Raw genomic sequence first — 24,492 nt, 5'->3', positions numbered from 1 at the left:
TTCTCCTTACAGCACTTCGGGGGCGAGCGAGACGATCTTCATGAACTTCTCGGAACGAAGTTCACGGGTCACGGGCCCGAAGATGCGGGTACCGATCGGCTCTTGCTTGTTGTTCAGCAGAACAGCAGCGTTGCCATCGAAGCGGATGATCGAGCCATCAGGACGGCGAACGCCGTGCTTGGTACGGACCACGACAGCAGTCATTACCTGGCCTTTCTTCACTTTACCGCGCGGAATCGCTTCCTTGACGGTGACCTTGATGATGTCGCCGATACCGGCATAACGACGGTGCGAACCACCCAGGACCTTGATGCACATAACGCGACGAGCACCGCTGTTGTCAGCGACGTCGAGCATGGATTGAGTCTGAATCATATCTTTCTCCGACCCTTAGTCCTTAGACTTCCACGGCACGTTCTACGACTTCCACCAGCGCCCAGGACTTGGTCTTGGCCAGCGGACGGGTCTCGCGGATGGTGACCTTGTCGCCGATGCGGCACTGGTTGGTTTCGTCGTGAGCATGCAGCTTGGTCGAGCGCTTCACGTATTTACCGTAGATCGGGTGCTTTACGCGGCGCTCGATCAGGACGGTGATGGTTTTGTCCATCTTGTCGCTGACGACACGACCGGTCAGCGTACGGACAGTTTTCTGAGCTTCAGCCATGATTACTTACCTGCCTGCTGGTTCAGCACAGTCTTGACGCGAGCGATGTCGCGCTTCACTTGCGAGAGCAGGTGAGACTGCCCCAGCTGGCCAGTTGCTTTCTGCATACGCAGGTTGAACTGGTCGCGCAGCAGGCCGAGCAGTTGCTCGTTCAGCTGCTGTACGGATTTTTCACGAAGTTCATTCGCTTTCATCACATCACCGTCCGCTTAACAAAGGAGGTGGCGAGCGGCAGCTTTGCAGCAGCCAGGGCGAATGCCTCACGCGCCAGCTCTTCGGAAACACCCTCGATCTCGTACAGGACCTTGCCCGGCTGGATCTGGGCTACCCAGTACTCGACGCCGCCCTTCCCTTTACCCATACGAACTTCGAGGGGCTTCTTGGTGACAGGCTTGTCGGGGAACACACGGATCCAGATCTTGCCGCCACGCTTCACGTGACGAGTGAGGGCACGACGTGCAGCCTCGATCTGGCGAGCGGTGAGACGACCGCGAGCGACAGCTTTCAGGGCGAATTCGCCGAAGCTGACCTTGCTACCGCGCTGAGCCAGGCCACGGTTGTGACCAGTCATCTGCTTGCGGAATTTTGTACGCTTGGGTTGCAGCATTTTGCGTACTCCTTACTTAGCAGCTTTTTTACGAGGAGCGGGCGCTTGGGGCTTCAGCTCTTCCTGGCGGCCACCAATGACCTCGCCTTTGAAGATCCAAACCTTCACACCGATCACACCGTAGGTGGTGTGCGCTTCGTAGGTTGCATAGTCGATGTCGGCACGCAGGGTGTGCAGGGGCACACGACCTTCGCGGTACCATTCGGTACGGGCGATTTCAGCACCGCCAAGACGACCGCTTACCTGGATCTTGATGCCTTTGGCACCAATGCGCATGGCGTTCTGTACAGCGCGCTTCATGGCGCGACGGAACATAACGCGACGCTCCAGCTGCTGAGCTACGCTCTGCGCAACCAGCATACCGTCGAGCTCCGGCTTGCGGATCTCTTCGATGTTGATGTGCACCGGCACACCCATTTGCTTGGTCAGGTCCTGACGCAGCTTCTCAACATCTTCACCTTTCTTGCCGATCACGATGCCGGGACGAGCGGTGTGGATGGTGATGCGTGCGGTTTGAGCCGGACGATGAATATCGATACGGCTTACGGACGCGCTTTTTAGTTTGTCTTGGAGGTACTCACGAACCTTCAGGTCGGCAAACAGATAATCGGCATAAGTGCGCTTATCTGCGTACCAGACGGAGGTGTGCTCCTTGACGATTCCCAGGCGAATGCCAGTGGGATGTACTTTCTGACCCATCTGATCGACTCCGTTACTTGTCCGCAACCTTGACAGTGATATGGCAAGACCGCTTGACGATGCGATCAGCACGGCCTTTGGCACGCGGCATGATGCGCTTCAGCGAACGCCCTTCGTTGACGAAAACGGTGGAGACCTTGAGATCATCCACGTCGGCGCCTTCGTTGTGCTCGGCGTTGGCCACGGCCGATTCGAGCACTTTTTTCATGATCTCAGCGGCTTTCTTGCTGCTGAAGGTCAACAGGTTGAGCGCTTCGCCCACCTTCTTCCCGCGGATCTGGTCGGCGACCAAGCGGGCTTTCTGGGCGGAGATTCGAGCGCCCGACAGCTTAGCGGCTACTTCCATCGTTCCTTACCCCTTAACGCTTGGCTTTCTTGTCAGCAGCATGCCCGCGGTAGGTGCGGGTAGCGGCGAACTCGCCCAGTTTGTGACCGACCATGTCTTCGTTCACGAGAACGGGGACGTGTTGACGACCATTGTGTACAGCGATGGTCAGACCGACCATCTGCGGCAGAACGATGGAACGGCGCGACCAGGTTTTCACCGGCTTGCGATCGTTCTTTTCCACCGCCACTTCGATCTTCTTCAGTAGGTGAAGATCGATAAAAGGACCTTTTTTCAGAGAACGCGGCACTGTCGTATCCTCGATTATTTACGGCGACGGACAATCATATTGTCGGTGCGTTTGTTCGCACGGGTCTTCGCGCCCTTGGTCGGGAAGCCCCACGGAGACACCGGATGACGACCACCAGAGGTACGACCTTCACCACCACCATGCGGGTGGTCGACCGGGTTCATGGCAACACCACGAACGGTCGGGCGAACGCCACGCCAGCGCTTGGCACCGGCTTTACCCAGCGAACGCAGGCTGTGCTCGGAGTTCGAGACTTCGCCCAGGGTCGCACGGCATTCAGCCAGTACTTTGCGCATTTCGCCGGAGCGAAGACGCAGGGTCACGTAGGCACCTTCACGAGCGACCAGCTGGGCGGAAGCGCCAGCGGAACGAGCGATCTGAGCACCTTTGCCCGGCTTCAGCTCAACACCGTGAACGGTGCTACCAACCGGGATGTTGCGCAGCTGCAGAGCGTTACCGGCCTTGATCGGAGCGTGAGCGCCGGAAATCAGCTGGTCGCCAGCGCTCACGCCTTTCGGCGCGATGATGTAGCGACGTTCGCCGTCGGCATACTTCAGCAGAGCGATGTGAGCAGTGCGGTTCGGGTCATATTCGATACGCTCGACGGTGGCAGGGATGCCATCCTTGTTGCGACGGAAATCGACCAGACGGTAGTGCTGCTTGTGACCACCGCCGATGTGGCGAGTGGTGATGCGGCCGTTGTTGTTACGACCACCGGACTTCGACTTCTTCTCAACCAGCGGCGCGTAGGGAGCACCCTTGTGCAGCTCCTGGTTGACGACCTTGACCACGAAACGGCGGCCAGCGGAAGTCGGTTTGCATTTAACGATTGCCATGATGCACCCCTTTACTCAGCGCTGCTGGCGAAATCGAGATCTTGACCCGGCTGGAGGGCAATGTACGCCTTTTTCCAGTCGTTGCGCTTGCCCAGGCCGCGAGCGGTACGCTTGGTCTTGCCCTGTACGTTGACAGTGCGGACGGCGTCTACCTTCACGCTGAACAGGCTTTCTACGGCCTTCTTGATTTCCAGCTTGGTTGCATCGGTGGCAACCTTGAAAACGAATTGGCTTTTGCCATCTGCCAGCACGGTAGCCTTCTCGGAGATGTGCGGGCCAACCAGCACCTTGAATACGCGTTCCTGGTTCATCCCAGCAGCTCCTCGAATTTCTTCACGGCGGACACGGTGATCAACACCTTGTCGTAGGCGATCAGGCTTACCGGGTCGGAACCTTGCACGTCACGGACGTCGACATGCGGCAGGTTGCGAGCAGCCAGGTATAGGTTCTGATCGACATCATCGGAAACGATGAGGACGTCGGTCAGGCCCAGGCCGTTCAGCTTGCCCAGCAGATCCTTGGTTTTCGGCGCCTCGACTGCGAAGTCGGCAACCACGACCAGACGATCCTGACGGACCAGCTCGGAGAGGATGGAGCGCAGAGCAGCGCGATACATCTTCTTATTGAGCTTCTGGGAGTGATCCTGCGGCTTGGCGGCGAAAGTGGTACCACCGGAACGCCAGATGGGGCTACGAATGGTGCCAGCACGAGCACGGCCGGTGCCCTTCTGACGCCAGGGCTTCTTGCCACCACCGGATACTTCGGAGCGAGTCTTCTGCGCACGAGTGCCCTGACGACCGCCAGCCATGTAGGCGACGACAGCCTGGTGAACCAGGGTCTCGTTGAACTCGCCACCAAAGGTACGCTCGTCGACTTCGATAGCCTGAGCGCCATTTACATTCAATTGCATCTCAGCTTCCCCTCTTAACCACGAGCCTTGGCAGCCGGACGCACAACGACATCACCGCCGGTAGCGCCGGGAACGGCACCTTTGACCAGCAGCAGATTACGTTCTGCATCGACACGCACAACTTCCAGGGACTGCACAGTCACTCGCTCAGCGCCGAGGTGACCGGACATTTTCTTGCCCTTGAAGACACGACCAGGAGTCTGGCACTGGCCAATGGAGCCCGGGGCGCGGTGGGAAACGGAGTTACCGTGGGTATTGTCTTGACCACGGAAATTCCAGCGCTTGATGGTGCCGGCGTAGCCTTTACCTTTCGACTGACCGGTAACGTCAACCAGCTGACCAGCCTGGAAAACCTCGGCAGTGATCTGATCGCCAGCCTGGTATTCGCCGTCTTCGAGACGGAATTCCCAGACGCTGCGACCAGCGGCAACGTTAGCCTTGGCGAAGTGACCAGCCTGAGCAGCTGTCACGCGCGAAGCACGACGCTCACCGACAGTGACCTGCACTGCACGATAGCCATCGCTTTCTTCAGTCTTGAACTGGGTGACGCGATTCGGCTCGATCTCAATGACCGTGACCGGAATGGAGACACCTTCTTCGGTGAAAATGCGGGTCATGCCGCACTTACGACCGACTACACCAATAGCCATGTTGTAAACCTCATGAGTGTACGGGGCTTTCACCCGCTATGGCCGCCCATTTCAGAGCGTTACACGACTAAGAACCCGAAGGTTATTAGCCGAGGCTGATCTGCACTTCCACGCCTGCCGCAAGGTCGAGCTTCATCAGCGCATCGACGGTTTTATCCGTCGGCTGGACGATGTCCAGGACACGCTTATGGGTACGGATTTCGTACTGATCGCGCGCGTCTTTGTTGACGTGCGGGGAGATCAGAACGGTGTACCGCTCTTTGCGAGTAGGCAGAGGAATAGGACCACGCACCTGAGCACCAGTACGTTTCGCGGTTTCCACGATTTCCTGGGTGGATTGATCGATCAGGCGATGGTCAAAAGCCTTCAACCGAATACGGATTTGTTGGTTTTGCATTTTGACCTCAGACTCTATCTCTGCTTTCCCCAACGGACGGACTACGCCCGTTAAAAGGAGGCGTGATTGTACGGATGCACCGGAAGGGTGTCAACTTTTGACCAACCAAAAGAAAAGGGGCCCTAAGGGCCCCTTCTCTCGTCAGGATCTTCGATTACTCGATGATCTTGGCAACCACGCCGGCACCAACGGTACGGCCGCCTTCGCGAATCGCGAAACGCAGACCGTCTTCCATGGCGATCGGAGCGATCAGGGTGACAACCATCTTGATGTTGTCGCCCGGCATTACCATCTCAACGCCTTCCGGCAGTTCGCAGTTACCGGTCACGTCGGTGGTACGGAAGTAGAACTGCGGACGGTAGCCCTTGAAGAACGGGGTGTGACGACCACCTTCTTCCTTGGACAGAACGTACACTTCGCACTCGAACTTGGTGTGCGGCTTGATGGTGCCCGGCTTGGCCAGAACCTGGCCACGCTCTACGTCGTCACGCTTGGTGCCGCGCAGCAGGATACCAACGTTCTCACCAGCACGACCTTCGTCGAGCAGCTTGCGGAACATTTCAACGCCGGTGCAGATGGTCTTGCTGGTATCACGGATACCAACGATTTCCACTTCTTCCTGGACCTTGACGATACCGCGCTCAACACGACCGGTAACCACGGTGCCGCGGCCGGAGATGGAGAACACGTCTTCGATCGGCATCAGGAACGGCTGGTCGATGGCACGAACCGGCTCCGGAATGTAGGAGTCCAGGGTCTCTACCAGCTTGCGAACAGCGGAGACGCCGATTTCGTTGTCGTCTTTGCCTTCCAGCGCCATCAGCGCGGAACCGATAACGATCGGAGTGTCGTCGCCCGGGAAGTCGTAGGTGTTCAGCAGATCGCGAACTTCCATTTCGACCAGTTCCAGCAGCTCGGCGTCGTCAACCATGTCGGCCTTGTTCAGGAACACGACGATGTAGGGAACGCCTACCTGACGGGACAGCAGGATGTGCTCGCGAGTCTGCGGCATGGGGCCGTCAGCAGCGGAGCAAACCAGGATAGCGCCGTCCATCTGAGCAGCACCGGTGATCATGTTCTTCACGTAGTCAGCGTGACCGGGGCAGTCAACGTGAGCGTAGTGACGAACAGCGGAGTCGTACTCAACGTGGGAGGTGTTGATGGTGATACCGCGAGCTTTCTCTTCCGGCGCGTTGTCGATCTGGTCGAAAGCGCGAGCAGAACCACCCCAGGTCTCGGAGCAGACTTTGGTCAGAGCAGCAGTCAGGGTGGTCTTGCCATGGTCTACGTGACCAATGGTGCCGACGTTGACGTGCGGTTTGTTACGTTCGAATTTTTCCTTAGCCACGACAGTAAACCTCTTACTTAAAGGGCTGAATCAACCTTGTTTTTTAACCAGCGCTTCGACGACGTTCGACGGAGCTTCGGCGTATTTTGCGAATTCCATGGAGTAGCTAGCGCGACCCTGAGACATGGAACGTACGTCGGTTGCATAACCGAACATCTCGCCCAGCGGAACTTCTGCACGGATAACCTTACCGGAAACCGAGTCTTCCATCCCCTGAATCAGGCCACGACGACGGTTCAGGTCACCCATCACGTCGCCCATGTAATCCTCAGGAGTTACCACCTCTACCTTCATGATCGGCTCAAGCACTTTACCGCCGCCCTTCTGGGCCAGCTGCTTGGTCGCCATGGAGGCAGCGATCTTGAACGCCATCTCGTTGGAGTCGACGTCGTGGTACGAACCATCGAACACGGAAGCCTTCAGGCCGATGAGCGGGTAGCCGGCGACAACGCCGTTCTTCATCTGCTCTTCGATGCCCTTCTGGATCGCCGGGATGTATTCCTTCGGAACCACACCACCCACGACTTCGTTGGTGAACACCAGACCTTCGGTGATGTTGCCCTTCTCGTCCACATCGGCAGCCGAGAAACGGATCCAGCAGTGACCGAACTGACCACGACCACCGGACTGACGAACGAACTTGCCTTCGATCTCGACGTTGTCCTTGGTGATGGTTTCACGATAGGAAACCTGCGGCTTGCCGATGTTGGCCTCGACGCCGAACTCGCGCTTCATGCGGTCGACGAGGATGTCCAGGTGCAGCTCACCCATACCGGAGATGATGGTCTGGCCGGTCTCTTCGTCGGTCTTGACGCGGAACGACGGGTCTTCCTGGGCCAGCTTGCCGAGGGCGATACCCATCTTTTCCTGGTCAGCCTTGGTCTTCGGCTCAACGGCCACCGAGATTACCGGCTCCGGGAAGTCCATGCGCTCGAGGATGATCGGCTTGTCGATGTCGCACAGGGTGTCACCGGTGGTGACGTCCTTCATGCCGATCAGGGCCGCGATGTCGCCAGCGCGCACTTCCTTGATCTCGTCACGCTGGTTGGCGTGCATCTGCACCATACGACCAACGCGCTCTTTCTTGCCTTTCACGGAGTTGATGACCGACTGGCCCGACTCCAGAACGCCCGAGTAGACGCGAACGAAGGTCAGGGTACCTACGAACGGGTCGGTAGCGATCTTGAACGCAAGAGCGGAGAACGGAGCGCCGTCGTCTGCAGGACGCTCGTCATGGATCTCGTTGTCATCGGTGCTGTCCGGATGCACACCCTTGATCGCAGGGATCTCGGTCGGAGCCGGCAGGAAGTCGATAACGGCGTCGAGAACCAGAGGCACACCCTTGTTCTTGAAGGAAGAACCGCAGACAGCCGGAACGATTTCGCAGGCGATAGTACGCTGACGCAGGCCGGCCTTGATCTCTTCGATCGTCAGCTCACCCTCTTCCAGGTACTTGTTCATCAGCTCTTCGTTGGCTTCGGCAGCAGCCTCGACCATGTTGTTGCGCCACTCGTTGGCCAGGTCCACCAGCTCCGCAGGAATCTCTTCCTCGCGGTAGGAGGTGCCCTTGTCGTCTTCGTTCCAGTAGATGGCCTTCATTTTCAGGAGGTCGATCTGACCCTGGAAGTCATCTTCAGCACCGATGGCCAGTTGAACCGGAACCGGGGTGTGACCCAGGCGGTTCTTGATCTGGCCGACGACACGCAGGAAGTTGGCGCCAGCGCGGTCCATCTTGTTCACGTAGACGATACGCGGAACACCGTACTTGTTGGCCTGGCGCCATACGGTTTCGGACTGCGGCTCAACGCCGGAAGTGCCGCAGAATACCACGACAGCACCGTCCAGCACGCGCAGGGAGCGCTCGACTTCAATGGTGAAGTCTACGTGGCCGGGGGTGTCGATGACGTTTACGCGGTACTTGTCGTACTGACCACGGGAGCCTTCCCAGAAGGTGGTGATGGCAGCGGAGGTAATGGTGATACCACGCTCCTGCTCCTGCACCATCCAGTCGGTAGTGGCTGCACCGTCGTGCACCTCACCCATCTTGTGGCTGAGACCTGTGTAGAACAGGATCCGCTCGGTAGTGGTGGTCTTGCCCGCGTCTACGTGGGCACAGATACCAATGTTCCGGTAGCGGTTAATTGCTGTATTACGAGCCATAAAGCCCTCGCGAAAGAATGGATGCCGTAATTAGAAGCGGTAGTGCGAGAACGCCTTGTTGGCTTCGGCCATACGGTGCACGTCTTCACGCTTCTTGACAGCAGCGCCTTTGCCATCGAAGGCATCCAGCAGCTCGCCAGCGAGGCGCAGGGCCATGGACTTCTCGCCACGCTTGCGCGCGGAGTCCACCAGCCAGCGCATGGCCAGCGCATTGCGACGGGACGGACGAACTTCGACCGGAACCTGGTAGGTAGCACCGCCTACACGGCGGGACTTGACTTCGACCAGCGGAGCGATGGCGTCGAGAGCTTTCTCGAAGATCTCCAGGGGATCGGCGTTCTTGCGGGATTTGACGGTATCCAGGGCACCGTAAACGATGCGCTCGGCTACGGCCTTCTTGCCGCTTTCCATCACGTGGTTCATGAACTTGGCGAGGATCTGGCTTCCGTATTTCGGATCGTCCAGGATCTCACGCTTGGCTGCTACACGACGTCTTGGCATTGATAAGCCCTCAAACGGTCTTCAGGTTAGCCCGGAACCATAACCATTCGGTTACGCCCGACCTTACTCTTATCGACTCAATAAAATTGAAAATCAGTGAGCGGACCGAATTACTTCGGACGCTTGGTACCGTACTTGGAACGGCCCTGCTTACGGTCTTTGACACCAGTGGTGTCCAGAGAACCGCGAACGGTGTGGTAGCGAACACCCGGAAGGTCTTTTACACGACCGCCACGGATCAGCACTACGCTGTGCTCCTGCAGGTTGTGACCTTCACCACCGATGTAGGAGGTGACTTCAAAACCGTTGGTCAGGCGAACACGGCAAACCTTACGGAGTGCGGAGTTCGGTTTTTTCGGCGTGGTGGTGTACACGCGAGTGCACACGCCACGACGCTGCGGGCAGTTCTGCAGCGCAGGAACGTCGGATTTTTCGACGATACGCTTGCGCGGCTGACGTACCAGCTGGTTGATAGTTGCCATCTATAAGCTCCACTGTTGTCTTTCGACGCTATTGCCCTAAAGCAAAATGGCAGAGCGCATGCCCTGCCAAATTTAGGGGTGCATGAGTCTAAAGAGACTAATTCCCCCAGTCAAGACAAAGCCCCGGGCGACAGAAGTCGGCCGGGGCTTTGCACTCAATTGCCGCTGGAGTTCAGCGCTTCGGTCAGCGCCGCTTCCACTTCGCTCGCGCTCACACGGACCGGCTTGCCGGCTTCGCGCTGACGCTTGCGCTCGCTGTGGTAGGCCAGGCCGGTACCGGCCGGGATCAGACGACCCACCACGACGTTTTCCTTCAGGCCACGCAGGTAGTCGCGCTTGCCAGTGACCGCCGCCTCGGTAAGAACGCGGGTGGTTTCCTGGAAGGACGCTGCGGAGATGAACGACTCGGTCGACAGCGAAGCCTTGGTGATACCCAGCAGGACGCGTTCGAACTTGGCGATGAAGCGATCTTCGGTCGCCAGACGCTCGTTCTCTTCCAGTACCTGGGTCAGCTCCATCTGGTCTCCCTTGATGAAGCTGGAGTCACCCGACTCGGCGATCTCGACCTTGCGCAGCATCTGACGCAGGATGGTCTCGATGTGCTTGTCGTTGATCTTCACGCCCTGGAGGCGGTACACGTCCTGGATCTCGTTGACGATGTACTTGGCCAGTGCGCTGACGCCCAGCAGACGCAGGATGTCGTGCGGGTTGCTCGGACCGTCGGAGATGACTTCGCCGCGGTTTACCTGTTCGCCTTCGAAGACGTTCAGGTGGCGCCACTTCGGAATCAGCTCTTCGTAGGGATCGCTGCCGTCGGTCGGGGTGATGACCAGGCGACGCTTGCCCTTGGTTTCCTTGCCGAAGGAGATCGTGCCGCTGATTTCCGCCAGGATCGACGGCTCTTTCGGACGACGCGCTTCGAACAGGTCGGCAACACGCGGCAGACCACCGGTGATGTCGCGGGTTTTCGAAGTCTCTTGCGGGATACGGGCGATAACGTCACCCACGCCCACTTGAGCACCGTCGGCAACGCCAACCAGGGCGTTCGCCGGCAGGAAGTACTGGGCCGGTACGTCGGTACCCGGCAGCAGCAGCTCCTTGCCATTGGCGTCGACCAGCTTCACGGCCGGACGAATGTCCTTGCCGGCTGCCGGGCGATCCTTCGGATCCAAGACTTCGATGTTCGTCAGGCCGGTCAGTTCGTCGGTCTGACGCTTGATGGTGATGCCCTCCTCCATGCCGACGAAGGTAACGGTACCCTTCATTTCGGTCACGATCGGGTGGGTGTGCGGGTCCCACTTGGCGACGATGGCGCCCGGATCGACCTTGTCACCTTCCTTGACGCTGATGACAGCACCATAGGGCAGCTTGTAACGCTCGCGCTCGCGACCGAAGTCGTCGGCAACGGCCAGCTCGCCGGAACGGGAAACGGCAACCAGATGGCCGTTGAGGTTCTCGACGTGCTTCAGGTTGTGCAGGCGGATGGTACCGCCGTTCTTGACCTGGACGTTGTCGGCTGCGGAAGTACGGCTGGCCGCACCACCGATGTGGAAGGTACGCATGGTCAGCTGGGTACCCGGCTCACCGATGGACTGGGCGGCGATGACGCCGACCGCTTCACCGATGTTCACCTGGTGACCACGGGCCAGATCGCGGCCGTAGCACTTGGCGCAGATGCCGTAGCGGGTTTCGCAGCTGATCGGCGAACGCACGATCACTTCGTCGATGCTGGCGCGCTCGATGAACTCGACCCACTGCTCGTCGACCAGGGTACCGGCCGGAACGATGACCTCGTCGGAGCCCGGCTTGAACACGTCACGGGCGATCACTCGACCCAGTACACGCTCACCCAGGGGCTCGACCACGTCGCCGCCTTCGATGTGCGGAGTCATCAGCAGGCCCTGTTCGGTGCCGCAGTCGATCTCGGTCACGACCAGGTCCTGGGCCACGTCGACGAGACGACGGGTCAGGTAACCGGAGTTCGCGGTCTTCAGTGCGGTGTCCGCCAGACCTTTACGAGCACCGTGAGTGGAGATGAAGTACTGGAGTACGTTCAGGCCTTCACGGAAGTTCGCGGTGATGGGGGTCTCGATGATGGAGCCGTCCGGCTTGGCCATCAGGCCACGCATGCCGGCGAGCTGACGGATCTGTGCCGCGGAGCCCCGCGCACCGGAGTCAGCCATCATGTACATGGAGTTGAAGGACTCCTGATCGACTTCCTTGCCCTCGCGATCGACCACTTTCTCTTTCGAGAGGTTGGCCATCATCGCCTTGGACACTTCGTCGTTCGCCTTGGACCAGAGGTCGATCACCTTGTTGTACTTCTCGCCCTGGGTTACCAGGCCGGAGGCGTACTGGGACTCGATCTCCTTCACTTCCTCGGTGGCCGCGTCGATGATGCGGGCCTTCTCGTCCGGGATCACGAAGTCGTTAACGCCGATCGAGACACCGGAGATGGTGGAGTAGGCGAAGCCGGTGTACATCAGCTGGTCGGCGAAGATGACGGTGTCCTTGAGGCCAACCACGCGATAACACTGGTTGATCAGCTTGGAGATCGCCTTCTTCTTCATCGGCTGGTTGACCACGTCGAACGCGAGGCCAGCCGGAACCACCTGGAACAGCAGCGCACGGCCGACAGTGGTGTCGACGATACGGGTGTTCTTGGTGATGGAGCCGTCCTTGTCCTTCACGGTCTCGTTGATGCGGACTTTCACGCGGGCGTGCAGGGACGCTTCGCCGGCGCGGAATACGCGGTCGACTTCCTGCAGGTCGGCGAATACGCGACCTTCACCCTTGGCGTTCACCGCCTCACGGGTCATGTAGTACAGACCCAGTACCACGTCCTGCGACGGCACGATGATCGGCTCGCCGTTGGCGGGGGACAGGATGTTGTTGGTGGACATCATCAGCGCGCGCGCTTCCAGCTGGGCCTCGAGGGTCAGCGGGACGTGAACGGCCATCTGGTCACCGTCGAAGTCGGCGTTGTACGCCGCGCAGACCAGCGGGTGCAGCTGGATGGCCTTGCCTTCGATGAGCACCGGCTCGAATGCCTGGATACCCAGACGGTGGAGGGTCGGTGCGCGGTTGAGCAGTACGGGATGTTCACGGATGACTTCGGCGAGAACGTCCCAGACCTCGGGCAGCTCGCGCTCGACCATCTTCTTGGCCGCCTTGATGGTGGTGGCCATGCCGCGGGCTTCGAGCTTGCCGAAGATGAACGGCTTGAACAGCTCGAGGGCCATCTTCTTCGGCAGACCGCACTGGTGCAGACGCAGGGTCGGACCCACGGTGATCACGGAACGACCGGAGTAGTCCACGCGCTTACCGAGCAGGTTCTGACGGAAGCGACCTTGCTTACCCTTGATCATGTCGGCCAGGGACTTCAGCGGGCGCTTGTTCGAGCCGGTGATGGCGCGACCACGACGGCCGTTGTCCAGCAGAGCGTCGACAGCTTCCTGCAGCATGCGCTTTTCGTTGCGCACGATGATGTCCGGAGCGGCCAGGTCGAGCAGGCGCTTCAGGCGGTTGTTACGGTTGATCACGCGGCGATACAGATCGTTGAGATCGGAGGTCGCGAAGCGGCCGCCATCCAGCGGAACCAGCGGACGCAGGTCCGGCGGGAGCACCGGCAGGACGGTCAGCACCATCCACTCGGGATGGTTGCCGGAGCCCTGGAAGGCCTCCATCAGCTTCAGGCGCTTGGACAGCTTCTTGATCTTGGTTTCCGAGTTGGTCTGCGGAATCTCTTCGCGCAGGCGGCCGATCTCGTGTTCCAGGTCGATGGCGTTCAGCAGCTCGCGAACGGCCTCGGCACCCATGCGGGCATCGAAGTCGTCGCCGAACTCTTCGAGGGCTTCGAAGTACTGCTCGTCGTTGAGCAGCTGGCCCTTTTCCAGGGTGGTCATGCCCGGATCGATCACCACGTAGCTCTCGAAATAGAGCACGCGTTCGATGTCACGCAGGGTCATGTCCAGCAGCAGGCCGATACGGGACGGCAGGGACTTCAGGAACCAGATGTGGGCGACCGGCGAAGCCAGCTCGATGTGGCCCATGCGCTCACGGCGCACTTTGGCCAGGGCGACTTCGACACCGCACTTCTCGCAGATCACGCCGCGATGCTTGAGGCGCTTGTACTTACCGCACAGGCACTCGTAGTCCTTCACCGGGCCGAAGATCTTGGCGCAGAACAGGCCATCGCGCTCCGGCTTGAAGGTACGGTAGTTGATGGTCTCCGGCTTCTTCACTTCACCGAAGGACCAGGAACGGATCATCTCGGGCGAGGCCAGGCCAATACGGATGGCATCGAACTCTTCGATTTGACCCTGGTTTTTCAACAGATTCAGCAAGTCTTTCAAGGCCTTTCCTCCTCACGGACCCGCTGCGACCGGCCTTGACCAGCCGCAGCGTATGGGCGTCTCGTGTTATTCGGTTTCCAGTTCGATGTCGATGCCGAGCGACCGGATCTCTTTGATCAACACGTTGAAGGACTCGGGCATGCCAGCCTCCATGCGGTGATCCCCGTCCACGATGTTCTTGTACATCTTGGTACGGCCGTTCACGTCGTCCGACTTCACGGTCAGCATTTCCTGCAGGGTGTAGGCAGCGCCGTAGGCTTCCAGCGCCCAGACCTCCATCTCCCCGAAACGCTGGCCACCGAACTGCGCCTTACCACCCAGCGGCTGCTGGGTAACCAGGCTGTAAGAGCCGGTGGAACGTGCGTGCATCTTGTCGTCGACCAGGTGGTTCAGCTTCAGCATGTACATGTAGCCGACGGTGGTCGGGCGCTCGAACATGTTGCCGGTACGACCGTCGAACAGGCGCATCTGACCACTTTCCGGCAGATCGGCCAGCTTCAGCATGGCCTTGATCTCGCGTTCCTTGGCACCGTCGAACACCGGGGTAGCCATCGGCACGCCAGCACGCAGGTTCTTGGCCAGGTCGAGGATTTCCTGGTCGCCCAGTTCATCCAGGTTTTCCTGACGACCACCGATCTCGTTGTAGATCTCGTGGAGGAACTTGCGCAGCTCGGCGACCTTGCGCTGCTCTTCGAGCATGCGGTTGATCTTCTCGCCCAGGCCCTTGGCCGCGAGCCCCAGGTGGGTTTCGAGGATCTGGCCGACGTTCATACGCGACGGTACGCCCAGCGGGTTGAGGACGATGTCCACCGGGGTGCCATTGGCATCGTGGGGCATGTCTTCGACCGGCATGATCACGGAGACCACACCCTTGTTACCGTGGCGGCCCGCCATCTTGTCGCCCGGCTGGATGCGACGCTTGATGGCCAGGTAGACCTTGACGATCTTCAGTACGCCCGGAGCCAGGTCGTCGCCTTGCTGCAGCTTGCGCTTCTTGTCTTCGAACTTGTCGTCGAGCAGCTGGCGGCGATCGGAGAGATAGGCCTGGGCCTTTTCCAACTGCTCGTTCAGTGCGTCGTCGGACATGCGCAGCTTGAACCACTGACCATGGTCGAGGCCGTCGAGGAAGGCGTCATCGATCTCGGCACCTTTCTTCAGGCCAGCGCCGCCTTCGGCCTTGGCACCGACCAGGGCGGAGCGCAGACGTTCGAAGGTAGCGCCTTCGACGATGCGGAACTCTTCGTTCAGGTCCTTGCGGATCTCGTCGAGCTGCATCTTCTCGATGGCCAGCGCACGGCTATCGCGCTCCACGCCGTCACGGGTGAAGACCTGGACGTCGATGACGGTGCCCTTGGTGCCGGTCGGCACGCGCAGGGAGGTGTCCTTAACGTCGGAAGCCTTCTCACCGAAGATGGCGCGCAGCAGCTTCTCTTCCGGAGTCAGCTGGGTCTCGCCTTTCGGGGTGACCTTGCCGACCAGGATGTCGCCAGCACCGACTTCGGCACCCACGTAAACGATGCCCGCTTCGTCCAGCTTGTTCAGCGCTGCTTCACCCACGTTCGGGATGTCAGCGGTGATTTCTTCTGGGCCGAGCTTCGTGTCACGCGCCACACAGGTCAGTTCCTGGATGTGGATGGTGGTGAAGCGATCTTCCTGGACCACACGCTCGGAGAGGCAGATGGAGTCTTCGAAGTTGAAGCCGTTCCAGGGCATGAACGCAACGCGCATGTTCTGACCGAGAGCCAGTTCACCCATGTCGGTGGACGGACCGTCGGCGAGGATGTCGCTGCGGGAGACCTGGTCACCCTTCTGCACCAGCGGGCGCTGGTTGATGCAGGTGTTCTGGTTGGAACGGGTGTATTTGGTCAGGTTGTAGATGTCGACACCGGCTTCACCGGTTTCGACTTCGTCGTCATTGACGCGGACCACGATACGGCTGGCATCGACGGAGTCGATCACGCCGCCACGACGGGCCACGACGCAGACGCCGGAGTCACGGGCGACATTGCGCTCCATGCCGGTACCGACCAGGGGCTTGTCGGCACGCAGGGTCGGCACGGCCTGACGCTGCATGTTCGAACCCATGAGTGCACGGTTGGCGTCGTCGTGCTCGAGGAACGGAATCAGCGAGGCAGCGACGGAAACAACCTGCTTCGGCGAAACGTCCATGAGGGTGACGTCTTCCGGCGCCTTGACGGTGAACTCGTTCAGGTGACGCACGGCCACCAGTTCGTCGATCAGCTGGCCCTTCTCGTTCAGGGTCGCGGACGCCTGGGCGATGACGTGGTCGGCCTCTTCGATTGCGGAGAGGAAGACGATCTCGTCGGTCACCTGGGTGCCTTTTACAACACGGTACGGGCTTTCCAGGAAGCCGTACTGGTTGGTGCGGGCATAGGTGGCAAGGGAGTTGATCAGACCGATGTTCGGACCTTCAGGGGTCTCGATCGGGCACACGCGGCCGTAGTGGGTCGGGTGTACGTCGCGGACTTCGAAGCCGGCGCGCTCACGGGTCAGACCACCTGGGCCGAGTGCGGAGACACGGCGCTTGTGGGTGATTTCGGAGAGCGGGTTGTTCTGGTCCATGAACTGCGAGAGCTGGCTGGAACCGAAGAATTCCTTGATCGCGGCAGCCACCGGCTTGGCGTTGATCAGGTCTTGCGGCATCAGGCCTTCGCTTTCGGCCATCGACAGACGTTCCTTGACCGCACGCTCGACGCGCACGAGACCGACACGGAACTGGTTCTCGGCCATCTCGCCGACGCAACGTACGCGACGGTTACCCAGGTGGTCGATGTCGTCGACGATACCCTTGCCGTTACGGATGTCGACCAGGGTCTTGAGGACCTCGACGATGTCTTCCTTGCTCAGCACGCCCGAACCTTCGATCTCGGTGCGACCGATACGGCGGTTGAACTTCATGCGGCCGACGGCGGACAGGTCGTAACGTTCGGCGCTGAAGAACAGGTTGTTGAACAGGGTCTCGGCGGCTTCCTTGGTCGGCGGCTCACCGGGACGCATCATGCGGTAGATCTCGACCAGGGCTTCCAGCTGGTTGCCGGTGGAGTCGATCTTCAGGGTATCGGAGATGAACGGACCGCAGTCGATGTCGTTGGTATACAGGGTCTCGATGCGAACGACCTGAGCCTTGGCGATCTTCACCAGGACGTCGGTGGTCAGCTCGGTGTTGCACTCGGCGATGATCTCGCCGGTGGCCGGATGCACGATCGCCTTGGCGGTGGTGCGGCCGAGAACGTAGTCCAGCGGGACTTCCAGTTCCTTGATGCCGGCCTTTTCCAACTGGTTGATGTGGCGCGCGGTGATGCGGCGGCCTTGCTCAACGATGACCTTGCCGTTCTCGTCCTTGATGTCGAACACGGCGATTTCGCCGCGCAGACGGTGAGGCACGAGCTCCAGGTGCAGGATCTCGCCTTTCACGTGGAAAACGTTGGTCGCATAGAAGGCATCGAGCACTTCTTCAGTGCTGTAGCCGAGCGCGCGCAGCAGTACCGAAGCCGGCAGCTTGCGGCGACGGTCGATACGAACGAATACGCAGTCCTTCGGGTCGAACTCGAAGTCCAGCCAGGAGCCGCGGTAGGGGATGATGCGAGCGGAGTACAGCAGCTTGCCCGAGCTGTGGGTCTTGCCGCGGTCGTGGTCGAAGAACACGCCCGGAGACCGGTGCAGCTGGGAGACGATGACGCGCTCGGTACCGTTGATGATGAAGGTACCGTTCTCGGTCATCAGGGGGATTTCCCCCATGTAGACTTCCTGCTCCTTGATGTCCTTGATCGCCTTGTTCGACGACTCTTTGTCGAAAATGATCAGACGGACTTTGACTCGCAGCGGCACGGCGAAGGTTACGCCGCGCAGCACGCATTCCTTGACATCGAAAGCCGGCTCGCCCAGGCGATAGCCGACGTATTCCAGAGCGGCGTTACCGGAATAGCTGATAATCGGGAATACAGACTTGAAGGCCGCGTGCAGGCCGATATCACGAAACTGGTCCTTGCTCGCGCCCGCCTGCAGGAATTCGCGATACGAATCCAGCTGGATGGCCAGGAGGTAGGGTACATCCATGACGTCCGGCAACTTGCTAAAGTCTTTGCGGATACGTTTTTTCTCAGTGTATGAGTAAGCCATCAGCGTTCCCCAGCTTGGTCACCTGCTTGTTTGGCTCCCCCGACGGGAGTAGCCAGAAAATCGTGCAAACCCCTTGGTTTGCGCCACCTCTCGGGTGGTTTTTCACGTTCCGGTGGAGGCATGCGCCGGCCACCTAGAACGGAAAAAGGCCGGTGGCATAAGCCACCAGCCATCAGCCTCGCGCGAGTCGCTCGGGCTGTAGACGCAAAGTCGTCGCTTACTTGAGCTCGACTTTGGCGCCAGCTTCTTCCAGAGCCTTCTTGGCAGCTTCGGCTTCTTCTTTCGAAGCGCCTTCTTTGACAACGCCCGGGGCGCCGTCAACAACAGCCTTGGCTTCTTTCAGGCCCAGACCGGTCAGTTCGCGAACGACTTTGATGACGTTCACTTTCTTGTCGCCGGCTTCGGTCAGAACGATGTTGAACTCGGTTTGCTCTTCAGCAGCGGCAGCGGCAACAGCCGGGCCAGCAGCAACGGCAGCAGCGGCGGTAACGCCGAATTTCTCTTCCATTGCCTTGATCAGTTCAACAACTTGCATCACGGACATTTCGGATACGGCGTTGATGATGTCTTCGTTGGTCAGAGCCATGACTCTAATTCCTGTATAGATGGACAGCCTTTAACGGCCATCGAATTAAACGAGTTTACGTAGAAGAAGCAGCGCGCCTGGATCAGGCAGCAGCGCTTTCCTTCTGGTCGCGAATTGCCGCCAGGGTACGAGCCAGCTTGCTGGTAGCGCCTTGAATCACGCTCATCAGCTGCGATACGGCCTCGTCGTAGGTCGGCAGAGTTGCCAGTACGTCGATCTGGTTAGCTGCGATCAGCTTGCCTTCGAACGCGGCAGCCTTGATCTCGAACTTGTCCTGACCCTTCGAGAACTCCTTGAAGATACGAGCGGCAGCGCCCGGATGTTCGTTGGAGAACGCGATCAGGGTCGGGCCTTTGAACACGTCGCCGAGGACTTCGAAAGAAGTACCTTCAACGGCGCGACGAGCCAGGGTGTTACGCACGACTTTCACGTACACACCAGCCTCGCGGGCCTCTTTACGGAGTCCGGTCATGGCTCCCACGGTCACGCCACGGGCATCGGCCACGACAGCGGACAGGGCAGCTTTGGCAGCCTCGTTGACTTCAGCGACGATGGCCTTCTTGTCTTCGAGTTTAATTGCCACGGGTTCACTCCTGGATGTTACCGGTTCGTCCAGCCGGGGCCGGACGGCGTTTTGGTGTCTGATTCGGTAAACGAATCGGGAGCACCATCTGCGTAGGCTCGGGAAAGATTTCCCGGTTTGAGGCTTTCACCGCCTACGGTCTTGGATAGCCCCCGCCAGGCAGGGACCCCAATACCTGCGCAGCGGGCGTACCCGCTGCGACTTCATTCCTTAGGCTTCCAGGGAAGCCTGATCGATCTGCAGACCCGGGCCCATGGTGGTGCTCAGGGTCACGCGCTGAACGTACACACCCTTGGAGGTGGAGGGCTTCAGGCGCTTCAGGTCAACCAGCAGAGCTTCGACGTTCTGCTTCAGTTTGACCGGCTCGAAATCGATCTTGCCAACGGAGGCGTGGATGATGCCGTTCTTGTCGGTACGGAAACGCACCTGACCAGCCTTGGCATTCTTCACGGCGGTGGCCACGTCGGGAGTCACGGTACCAACCTTCGGGTTCGGCATCAGGCCGCGCGGACCGAGGATCTGGCCCAGCTGACCGACAACACGCATCGCGTCCGGGGAGGCGATGACGACGTCATAGTTCAGGTCGCCGCCCTTCATTTCGGCAGCCAGCTCGTCCATGCCTACGCGGTCAGCGCCGGCAGCCAGAGCAGCTTCAGCGCCCGGACCCTGGGTGAACACGGCAACGCGAACGCTTTTGCCGGTGCCGTTCGGCAGCACGGTAGCGCCACGTACGACCTGGTCGGATTTACGCGGATCAACGCCCAGGTTGATGGAGATATCAACGGACTCTTTGAACTTGATGGTCGACAGCTCAGCCAGCAGTTTGGCGGCGTCTTCGAAACCGTATTGTTTGCCGGCTTCGATTTTCTCGGCGATAGCCTTCTGGCGCTTGGTCAGCTTAGCCATTTACACACCCTCCACGTTCAGGCCCATGCTACGAGCGGAACCGGCGATGGTACGCACGGCCGCATCCAGGTCAGCTGCAGTCAGATCAGCCTGTTTTGCCTTGGCGATATCTTCCAGCTGAGCACGGGTAACGGTGCCGACTTTCTGGCTGTTCGGGCGAGCAGAGCCGCTGGTGATGCCAGCCGCTTTCTTCAGAAGCACGGAAGCCGGGGTGCTTTTGGTTTCGAAAGTGAAGCTGCGGTCGCTGTAGACAGTGATGATCACGGGAGTCGGCAGACCGGGCTCCATGCCCTGGGTCTTGGCGTTGAACGCCTTGCAGAATTCCATGATGTTCACGCCATGCTGACCCAGAGCCGGGCCGACCGGCGGGGACGGGTTGGCTTGAGCAGCCTTCACTTGCAGCTTGATATAAGCCTGAATCTTCTTAGCCATCTATAACTCCAATTGCGGGTTCGAACGCCCTGAGGCTCCCCGTTTGCTTGCGCGTTTATCCCAGTGACGACAAAACCCCGCAACCATTGGCTGCGGGGTATGGGATGCCTATTTTCAGCTATGCCTTCTCGACCTGGCTGAACTCCAGCTCCACCGGCGTGGAGCGGCCGAAGATGAGCACGGCAACCTGAATCCGGCTCTTCTCGTAATTAACCTCTTCAACGACACCATTGAAGTCCGCGAACGGGCCATCAATGACACGAACCGTTTCGCCCGGCTCGAACAATGTCTTGGGCTTGGGCTTGTCGCCGCTATCAGCGACGCGACGCAGGATCGCCTCAGCCTCTTTGTCGGTGATAGGCGCCGGCTTGTCGGCGGTACCACCAATGAAACCCATTACACGAGGAGTGTCCTTGACCAAGTGCCAAGTCCCCTCGTTCATTTCCATCTGAACAAGCACGTAACCAGGGAAGAACTTGCGCTCACTTTTGCGCTTCTGGCCATTCCGCATCTCCACCACTTCTTCGGTAGGGACCAGAATCTCGCCAAAACCATCTTCCATGCCGGCAAGCTTGACGCGCTCCACCAGCGAACGCATTACATGCTTTTCATAACCGGAGTAGGCATGCACAACGTACCAACGCTTAGCCACGGCGCACCCTTAACCTACAATCATCGAAACAAGCCAACCGAGCAGGGAATCGAGCCCCCACAGCAGCAGCGCCATTACCAGAACAACAGCCACAACGATAAGCGTGGTCTGCGTGGTTTCCTGACGAGTCGGCCAAACGACCTTGCGGATCTCCGCACGCGCCTCTTTAGCCAGAACAAAGAATGCTTGCCCCTTGGCAGTCTGCAGCGCTACAAAGGCAGCACCCGCACCCAGAACAAGCAGAACAAGAACGCGATAGATGATCGGCTCAGCAGAAAAATACTGATTACCAACCACACCAACCGCGACGATAGCAGCCACAACGATCCACTTCAGAACGTCGAAGCGTGTTTCTTTGGCTTCAGCCTTGGCATTCATCAGCTAGGACCTTGTGAATATTTGCCAAACTTCCTTCTTGGAAATTTGGCAGGCCAGGAGGGAATCGAACCCCCAACCTGCGGTTTTGGAGACCGCCGCTCTGCCAATTGAGCTACTGGCCTGTAACGAAGTCAGGCCGACCATTATGCCGGCCTGACAGGGTTAGATCAACCGATTACTCGATGATCTTGGCAACCACGCCGGCACCAACGGTACGGCCGCCTTCGCGAATCGCGAAACGCAGACCGTCTTCCATGGCGATCGGAGCGATCAGGGTGACAACCATCTTGATGTTGTCGCCCGGCATTACCATCTCAACGCCTTCCGGCAGTTCGCAGTTACCGGTCACGTCGGTGGTACGGAAGTAGAACTGCGGACGGTAGCCCTTGAAGAACGGGGTGTGACGACCACCTTCTTCCTTGGACAGAACGTACACTTCGCACTCGAACTTGGTGTGCGGCTTGATGGTGCCCGGCTTGGCCAGAACCTGGCCACGCTCTACGTCGTCACGCTTGGTGCCGCGCAGCAGGATACCAACGTTCTCACCAGCACGACCTTCGTCGAGCAGCTTGCGGAACATTTCAACGCCGGTGCAGATGGTCTTGCTGGTATCACGGATACCAACGATTTCCACTTCTTCCTGGACCTTGACGATACCGCGCTCAACACGACCGGTAACCACGGTGCCGCGGCCGGAGATGGAGAACACGTCTTCGATCGGCATCAGGAACGGCTGGTCGATGGCACGAACCGGCTCCGGAATGTAGGAGTCCAGGGTCTCTACCAGCTTGCGAACAGCGGAGACGCCGATTTCGTTGTCGTCTTTGCCTTCCAGCGCCATCAGCGCGGAACCGATAACGATCGGAGTGTCGTCGCCCGGGAAGTCGTAGGTGTTCAGCAGATCGCGAACTTCCATTTCGACCAGTTCCAGCAGCTCGGCGTCGTCAACCATGTCGGCCTTGTTCAGGAACACGACGATGTAGGGAACGCCTACCTGACGGGACAGCAGGATGTGCTCGCGAGTCTGCGGCATGGGGCCGTCAGCAGCGGAGCAAACCAGGATAGCGCCGTCCATCTGAGCAGCACCGGTGATCATGTTCTTCACGTAGTCAGCGTGACCGGGGCAGTCAACGTGAGCGTAGTGACGAACAGCGGAGTCGTACTCAACGTGGGAGGTGTTGATGGTGATACCGCGAGCTTTCTCTTCCGGCGCGTTGTCGATCTGGTCGAAAGCGCGAGCAGAACCACCCCAGGTCTCGGAGCAGACTTTGGTCAGAGCAGCAGTCAGGGTGGTCTTGCCATGGTCTACGTGACCAATGGTGCCGACGTTGACGTGCGGTTTGTTACGTTCGAATTTTTCTTTAGCCATCGAGAACGTCTCCCATCAAAGAATTGAGCGAGTCACGCCACCATTAAAACAAAGGCAGATATTTACATATCTGCCTTTGTTGAGATGGAGCTCATGAGCGGAATCGAACCGCTGACCTCACCCTTACCAAGGGTGTGCTCTACCAGCTGAGCTACATGAGCCAAACACATTGCATGAACATCAAACCTGGAGCGGGTAGCGGGAATCGAACCCGCATCATCAGCTTGGAAGGCTGAGGTTCTACCACTGAACTATACCCGCGGAGCCCGGTGCTCACGCTTGAATCTGGTGGAGGGAGAAGGATTCGAACCTTCGAAGTCTATGACGTCAGATTTACAGTCTGATCCCTTTGGCCGCTCGGGAATCCCTCCAATCGGGAGGCGGCATTTTCATTCTCTGCCACCCTACTGTCAAGCATTTTCTCATTTAAATCTTGAGGTTAGCTTACTTTGACAGCAGCTCCGCAGTTCCACTTTTTCAGCCTAGCTGCGAAGCGGGCGCCATTCTATTCAAACTATCTGGAGGATGCAACGTTTTCGCACGGCATTATTTTATGTTGGAGCCCAGCGAAGTCCCGAGCCAGTTCCCCAAGCAACGCATCATCAGCTAGACGTCGGCTTTCCGGGGCGATGCGAACCCAGAAATCTCGATGAGAGCGCGCGAGTTCGCGCATGGAAGGTTCATAACCCGCATCCGTCAAACGCGCCATCACGCTTTCAGCGGAGTCCATCCGCGGAAAAATCCCCAGCGAAATGCCGTTCTGCAAGTCACCCTGACTGATGATGTAGCTGTCTATTTTCCGCGCCTGAAGCTCCTTGAGTTGACGCAACGATGCCTGCCGCGATGCCAGCGGAGCGAGATAGACCCAATAATCCACTCCGGCGGCCGCATCGACTTCTTGAACCTGCCCCTGAATATCAAGCGCGACCAGGCGCTGCTCAACCTCCCTTGCCTGGGCTTCCTGCTCAAAACTTCCAAGGTATAGGCATGCATTCTGCTCAGCCGTAGCCTGCTGCACCGATTGCTCTTCATGCCTGGGCCTGGCGTCTTTCGACTCACTCAGTAGCCGGATGTCCTGCTGCCCTCCTCTATATAAAGAGAGCGTTTCCACTTCTTTAGCGCGCAGAGGCGCCTGCTGTTGATGCCACACGTAATAGAAAAGATTGAGAACCAGCAAAAGCAGAAACATCCAACGCATGACA

Annotated in this window: 26 protein-coding genes and 4 tRNA genes; all 30 read right to left on the bottom strand. The window is 59.0% G+C overall.

The features are described 5' to 3' along the window. Positions 1-6: 6 nt before the first annotated feature. Positions 7-375, bottom strand: a complete 369-nt coding sequence (rplN, locus tag PHLH3_RS03440; protein WP_003448734.1) for a 50S ribosomal protein L14 — start codon at positions 373-375, stop codon at positions 7-9. Between the two features lie 22 nt (positions 376-397). Then, positions 398-664, bottom strand: a complete 267-nt coding sequence (gene rpsQ / locus PHLH3_RS03435; RefSeq protein ID WP_021219597.1) for a 30S ribosomal protein S17 — start codon at positions 662-664, stop codon at positions 398-400. A 2-nt stretch (positions 665-666) separates the two neighbouring features. After that, positions 667-858 (bottom strand): 50S ribosomal protein L29, encoded by a 192-nt coding sequence (gene rpmC / locus PHLH3_RS03430; RefSeq protein ID WP_016490538.1) that lies wholly within the window; start codon positions 856-858, stop codon positions 667-669. After that, a complete protein-coding gene (gene rplP, locus PHLH3_RS03425; protein WP_111261956.1) occupies positions 858-1,271 on the bottom strand; it encodes a 50S ribosomal protein L16 in 414 nt (137 codons plus the stop codon). The genes rpmC and rplP overlap by 1 nt, the downstream gene beginning before the upstream one ends. A 12-nt stretch (positions 1,272-1,283) precedes the next feature. Then, entirely contained in the window at positions 1,284-1,970 is a 687-nt protein-coding gene (gene rpsC / locus PHLH3_RS03420) for a 30S ribosomal protein S3 (protein WP_016490536.1), read from the bottom strand. A gap of 13 nt (positions 1,971-1,983) precedes the next feature. Then, positions 1,984-2,316 (bottom strand): 50S ribosomal protein L22, encoded by a 333-nt coding sequence (rplV, locus tag PHLH3_RS03415; RefSeq protein ID WP_007161246.1) that lies wholly within the window; start codon positions 2,314-2,316, stop codon positions 1,984-1,986. A gap of 13 nt (positions 2,317-2,329) precedes the next feature. Further along, a complete protein-coding gene (rpsS, locus tag PHLH3_RS03410; RefSeq protein WP_016490535.1) occupies positions 2,330-2,605 on the bottom strand; it encodes a 30S ribosomal protein S19 in 276 nt (91 codons plus the stop codon). A 14-nt stretch (positions 2,606-2,619) separates the two neighbouring features. Next, on the bottom strand, positions 2,620-3,441 hold the full coding sequence (gene rplB, locus PHLH3_RS03405) for a 50S ribosomal protein L2 (protein ID WP_213628214.1): 822 nt from the start codon (positions 3,439-3,441) through the stop codon (positions 2,620-2,622). An 11-nt stretch (positions 3,442-3,452) separates the two neighbouring features. Next, entirely contained in the window at positions 3,453-3,752 is a 300-nt protein-coding gene (gene rplW / locus PHLH3_RS03400) for a 50S ribosomal protein L23 (RefSeq protein WP_213628213.1), read from the bottom strand. Continuing rightward, complete coding sequence (gene rplD, locus PHLH3_RS03395) at positions 3,749-4,351, bottom strand: 50S ribosomal protein L4 (RefSeq protein ID WP_111261958.1); 603 nt, start codon at positions 4,349-4,351, stop codon at positions 3,749-3,751. The genes rplW and rplD overlap by 4 nt, the downstream gene beginning before the upstream one ends. 14 nt (positions 4,352-4,365) lie before the next feature. Then, entirely contained in the window at positions 4,366-5,001 is a 636-nt protein-coding gene (gene rplC, locus PHLH3_RS03390; protein WP_213628212.1) for a 50S ribosomal protein L3, read from the bottom strand. Between the two features lie 85 nt (positions 5,002-5,086). After that, on the bottom strand, positions 5,087-5,398 hold the full coding sequence (rpsJ, locus tag PHLH3_RS03385) for a 30S ribosomal protein S10 (protein ID WP_003243886.1): 312 nt from the start codon (positions 5,396-5,398) through the stop codon (positions 5,087-5,089). Between the two features lie 154 nt (positions 5,399-5,552). Beyond that, entirely contained in the window at positions 5,553-6,746 is a 1,194-nt protein-coding gene (gene tuf / locus PHLH3_RS03380) for an elongation factor Tu (protein WP_175384238.1), read from the bottom strand. A gap of 30 nt (positions 6,747-6,776) precedes the next feature. Then, a complete protein-coding gene (fusA, locus tag PHLH3_RS03375; protein ID WP_213628211.1) occupies positions 6,777-8,906 on the bottom strand; it encodes an elongation factor G in 2,130 nt (709 codons plus the stop codon). A 30-nt stretch (positions 8,907-8,936) separates the two neighbouring features. Then, positions 8,937-9,407, bottom strand: a complete 471-nt coding sequence (rpsG, locus tag PHLH3_RS03370) for a 30S ribosomal protein S7 (protein ID WP_111261961.1) — start codon at positions 9,405-9,407, stop codon at positions 8,937-8,939. 110 nt (positions 9,408-9,517) lie between these two features. Then, positions 9,518-9,889, bottom strand: coding sequence for a 30S ribosomal protein S12 (gene rpsL / locus PHLH3_RS03365; RefSeq protein ID WP_021217014.1), 372 nt, complete (start codon positions 9,887-9,889; stop codon positions 9,518-9,520). 155 nt (positions 9,890-10,044) lie between these two features. Continuing rightward, complete coding sequence (gene rpoC / locus PHLH3_RS03360; protein WP_111261962.1) at positions 10,045-14,244, bottom strand: DNA-directed RNA polymerase subunit beta'; 4,200 nt, start codon at positions 14,242-14,244, stop codon at positions 10,045-10,047. Between the two features lie 66 nt (positions 14,245-14,310). Continuing rightward, positions 14,311-18,384, bottom strand: a complete 4,074-nt coding sequence (gene rpoB / locus PHLH3_RS03355; protein ID WP_173180336.1) for a DNA-directed RNA polymerase subunit beta — start codon at positions 18,382-18,384, stop codon at positions 14,311-14,313. Positions 18,385-18,601: 217 nt separating this feature from the next. After that, on the bottom strand, positions 18,602-18,970 hold the full coding sequence (gene rplL, locus PHLH3_RS03350) for a 50S ribosomal protein L7/L12 (protein WP_111261964.1): 369 nt from the start codon (positions 18,968-18,970) through the stop codon (positions 18,602-18,604). 82 nt (positions 18,971-19,052) lie between these two features. Further along, on the bottom strand, positions 19,053-19,553 hold the full coding sequence (gene rplJ / locus PHLH3_RS03345; protein ID WP_021217010.1) for a 50S ribosomal protein L10: 501 nt from the start codon (positions 19,551-19,553) through the stop codon (positions 19,053-19,055). Positions 19,554-19,763: 210 nt separating this feature from the next. Continuing rightward, a complete protein-coding gene (gene rplA, locus PHLH3_RS03340; RefSeq protein ID WP_111261965.1) occupies positions 19,764-20,459 on the bottom strand; it encodes a 50S ribosomal protein L1 in 696 nt (231 codons plus the stop codon). Further along, positions 20,460-20,891 (bottom strand): 50S ribosomal protein L11, encoded by a 432-nt coding sequence (rplK, locus tag PHLH3_RS03335; RefSeq protein ID WP_173180337.1) that lies wholly within the window; start codon positions 20,889-20,891, stop codon positions 20,460-20,462. Positions 20,892-21,009: 118 nt separating this feature from the next. Further along, on the bottom strand, positions 21,010-21,543 hold the full coding sequence (gene nusG, locus PHLH3_RS03330) for a transcription termination/antitermination protein NusG (protein ID WP_111261967.1): 534 nt from the start codon (positions 21,541-21,543) through the stop codon (positions 21,010-21,012). Between the two features lie 9 nt (positions 21,544-21,552). Then, on the bottom strand, positions 21,553-21,921 hold the full coding sequence (gene secE / locus PHLH3_RS03325; RefSeq protein ID WP_021217006.1) for a preprotein translocase subunit SecE: 369 nt from the start codon (positions 21,919-21,921) through the stop codon (positions 21,553-21,555). 46 nt (positions 21,922-21,967) lie between these two features. After that, a tRNA-Trp gene (locus PHLH3_RS03320) sits at positions 21,968-22,043 on the bottom strand. 53 nt (positions 22,044-22,096) lie between these two features. After that, positions 22,097-23,290: an elongation factor Tu gene (tuf, locus tag PHLH3_RS03315; RefSeq protein ID WP_175384238.1), complete on the bottom strand. Its 1,194-nt coding sequence runs from the start codon at positions 23,288-23,290 to the stop codon at positions 22,097-22,099. Between the two features lie 85 nt (positions 23,291-23,375). Beyond that, positions 23,376-23,451: transfer RNA gene (locus PHLH3_RS03310), tRNA-Thr, on the bottom strand. 26 nt (positions 23,452-23,477) lie between these two features. Continuing rightward, positions 23,478-23,551, bottom strand: a tRNA-Gly gene (locus PHLH3_RS03305). A gap of 25 nt (positions 23,552-23,576) precedes the next feature. Next, positions 23,577-23,661, bottom strand: a tRNA-Tyr gene (locus PHLH3_RS03300). Positions 23,662-23,804: 143 nt separating this feature from the next. Next, complete coding sequence (locus PHLH3_RS03295) at positions 23,805-24,488, bottom strand: SPOR domain-containing protein (RefSeq protein WP_213628210.1); 684 nt, start codon at positions 24,486-24,488, stop codon at positions 23,805-23,807. Between the last annotated feature and the right edge of the window lie 4 nt (positions 24,489-24,492).

Source organism: Pseudomonas sp. Pc102, assembly GCF_018408275.1.
In the GTDB taxonomy this organism is placed as follows: domain Bacteria; phylum Pseudomonadota; class Gammaproteobacteria; order Pseudomonadales; family Pseudomonadaceae; genus Metapseudomonas; species Metapseudomonas tohonis.
This window is presented reverse-complemented; position numbering and strand designations above follow the sequence as displayed.

Excerpts from the sequence above, each read along its gene's own strand:
- rplN (WP_003448734.1), bottom strand. The coding sequence starts at position 375 with ATGATTCAGACTCAATCCATGCTCGACGTCGCTGACAACAGCGGTGCT.
- rpsQ (WP_021219597.1), bottom strand. The coding sequence starts at position 664 with ATGGCTGAAGCTCAGAAAACTGTCCGTACGCTGACCGGTCGTGTCGTC.
- rpmC (WP_016490538.1), bottom strand. The coding sequence starts at position 858 with ATGAAAGCGAATGAACTTCGTGAAAAATCCGTACAGCAGCTGAACGAG.
- rplP (WP_111261956.1), bottom strand. The coding sequence starts at position 1,271 with ATGCTGCAACCCAAGCGTACAAAATTCCGCAAGCAGATGACTGGTCAC.
- rpsC (WP_016490536.1), bottom strand. The coding sequence starts at position 1,970 with ATGGGTCAGAAAGTACATCCCACTGGCATTCGCCTGGGAATCGTCAAG.
- rplV (WP_007161246.1), bottom strand. The coding sequence starts at position 2,316 with ATGGAAGTAGCCGCTAAGCTGTCGGGCGCTCGAATCTCCGCCCAGAAA.
- rplB (WP_213628214.1), bottom strand. The coding sequence starts at position 3,441 with ATGGCAATCGTTAAATGCAAACCGACTTCCGCTGGCCGCCGTTTCGTG.
- rplW (WP_213628213.1), bottom strand. The coding sequence starts at position 3,752 with ATGAACCAGGAACGCGTATTCAAGGTGCTGGTTGGCCCGCACATCTCC.
- rplD (WP_111261958.1), bottom strand. The coding sequence starts at position 4,351 with ATGCAATTGAATGTAAATGGCGCTCAGGCTATCGAAGTCGACGAGCGT.
- rplC (WP_213628212.1), bottom strand. The coding sequence starts at position 5,001 with ATGGCTATTGGTGTAGTCGGTCGTAAGTGCGGCATGACCCGCATTTTC.
- rpsJ (WP_003243886.1), bottom strand. The coding sequence starts at position 5,398 with ATGCAAAACCAACAAATCCGTATTCGGTTGAAGGCTTTTGACCATCGC.
- fusA (WP_213628211.1), bottom strand. The coding sequence starts at position 8,906 with ATGGCTCGTAATACAGCAATTAACCGCTACCGGAACATTGGTATCTGT.
- rpsG (WP_111261961.1), bottom strand. The coding sequence starts at position 9,407 with ATGCCAAGACGTCGTGTAGCAGCCAAGCGTGAGATCCTGGACGATCCG.
- rpsL (WP_021217014.1), bottom strand. The coding sequence starts at position 9,889 with ATGGCAACTATCAACCAGCTGGTACGTCAGCCGCGCAAGCGTATCGTC.
- rpoB (WP_173180336.1), bottom strand. The coding sequence starts at position 18,384 with ATGGCTTACTCATACACTGAGAAAAAACGTATCCGCAAAGACTTTAGC.
- rplL (WP_111261964.1), bottom strand. The coding sequence starts at position 18,970 with ATGGCTCTGACCAACGAAGACATCATCAACGCCGTATCCGAAATGTCC.
- rplA (WP_111261965.1), bottom strand. The coding sequence starts at position 20,459 with ATGGCTAAGCTGACCAAGCGCCAGAAGGCTATCGCCGAGAAAATCGAA.
- rplK (WP_173180337.1), bottom strand. The coding sequence starts at position 20,891 with ATGGCTAAGAAGATTCAGGCTTATATCAAGCTGCAAGTGAAGGCTGCT.
- secE (WP_021217006.1), bottom strand. The coding sequence starts at position 21,921 with ATGAATGCCAAGGCTGAAGCCAAAGAAACACGCTTCGACGTTCTGAAG.
- tuf (WP_175384238.1), bottom strand. The coding sequence starts at position 23,290 with ATGGCTAAAGAAAAATTCGAACGTAACAAACCGCACGTCAACGTCGGC.
- PHLH3_RS03295 (WP_213628210.1), bottom strand. The coding sequence starts at position 24,488 with ATGCGTTGGATGTTTCTGCTTTTGCTGGTTCTCAATCTTTTCTATTAC.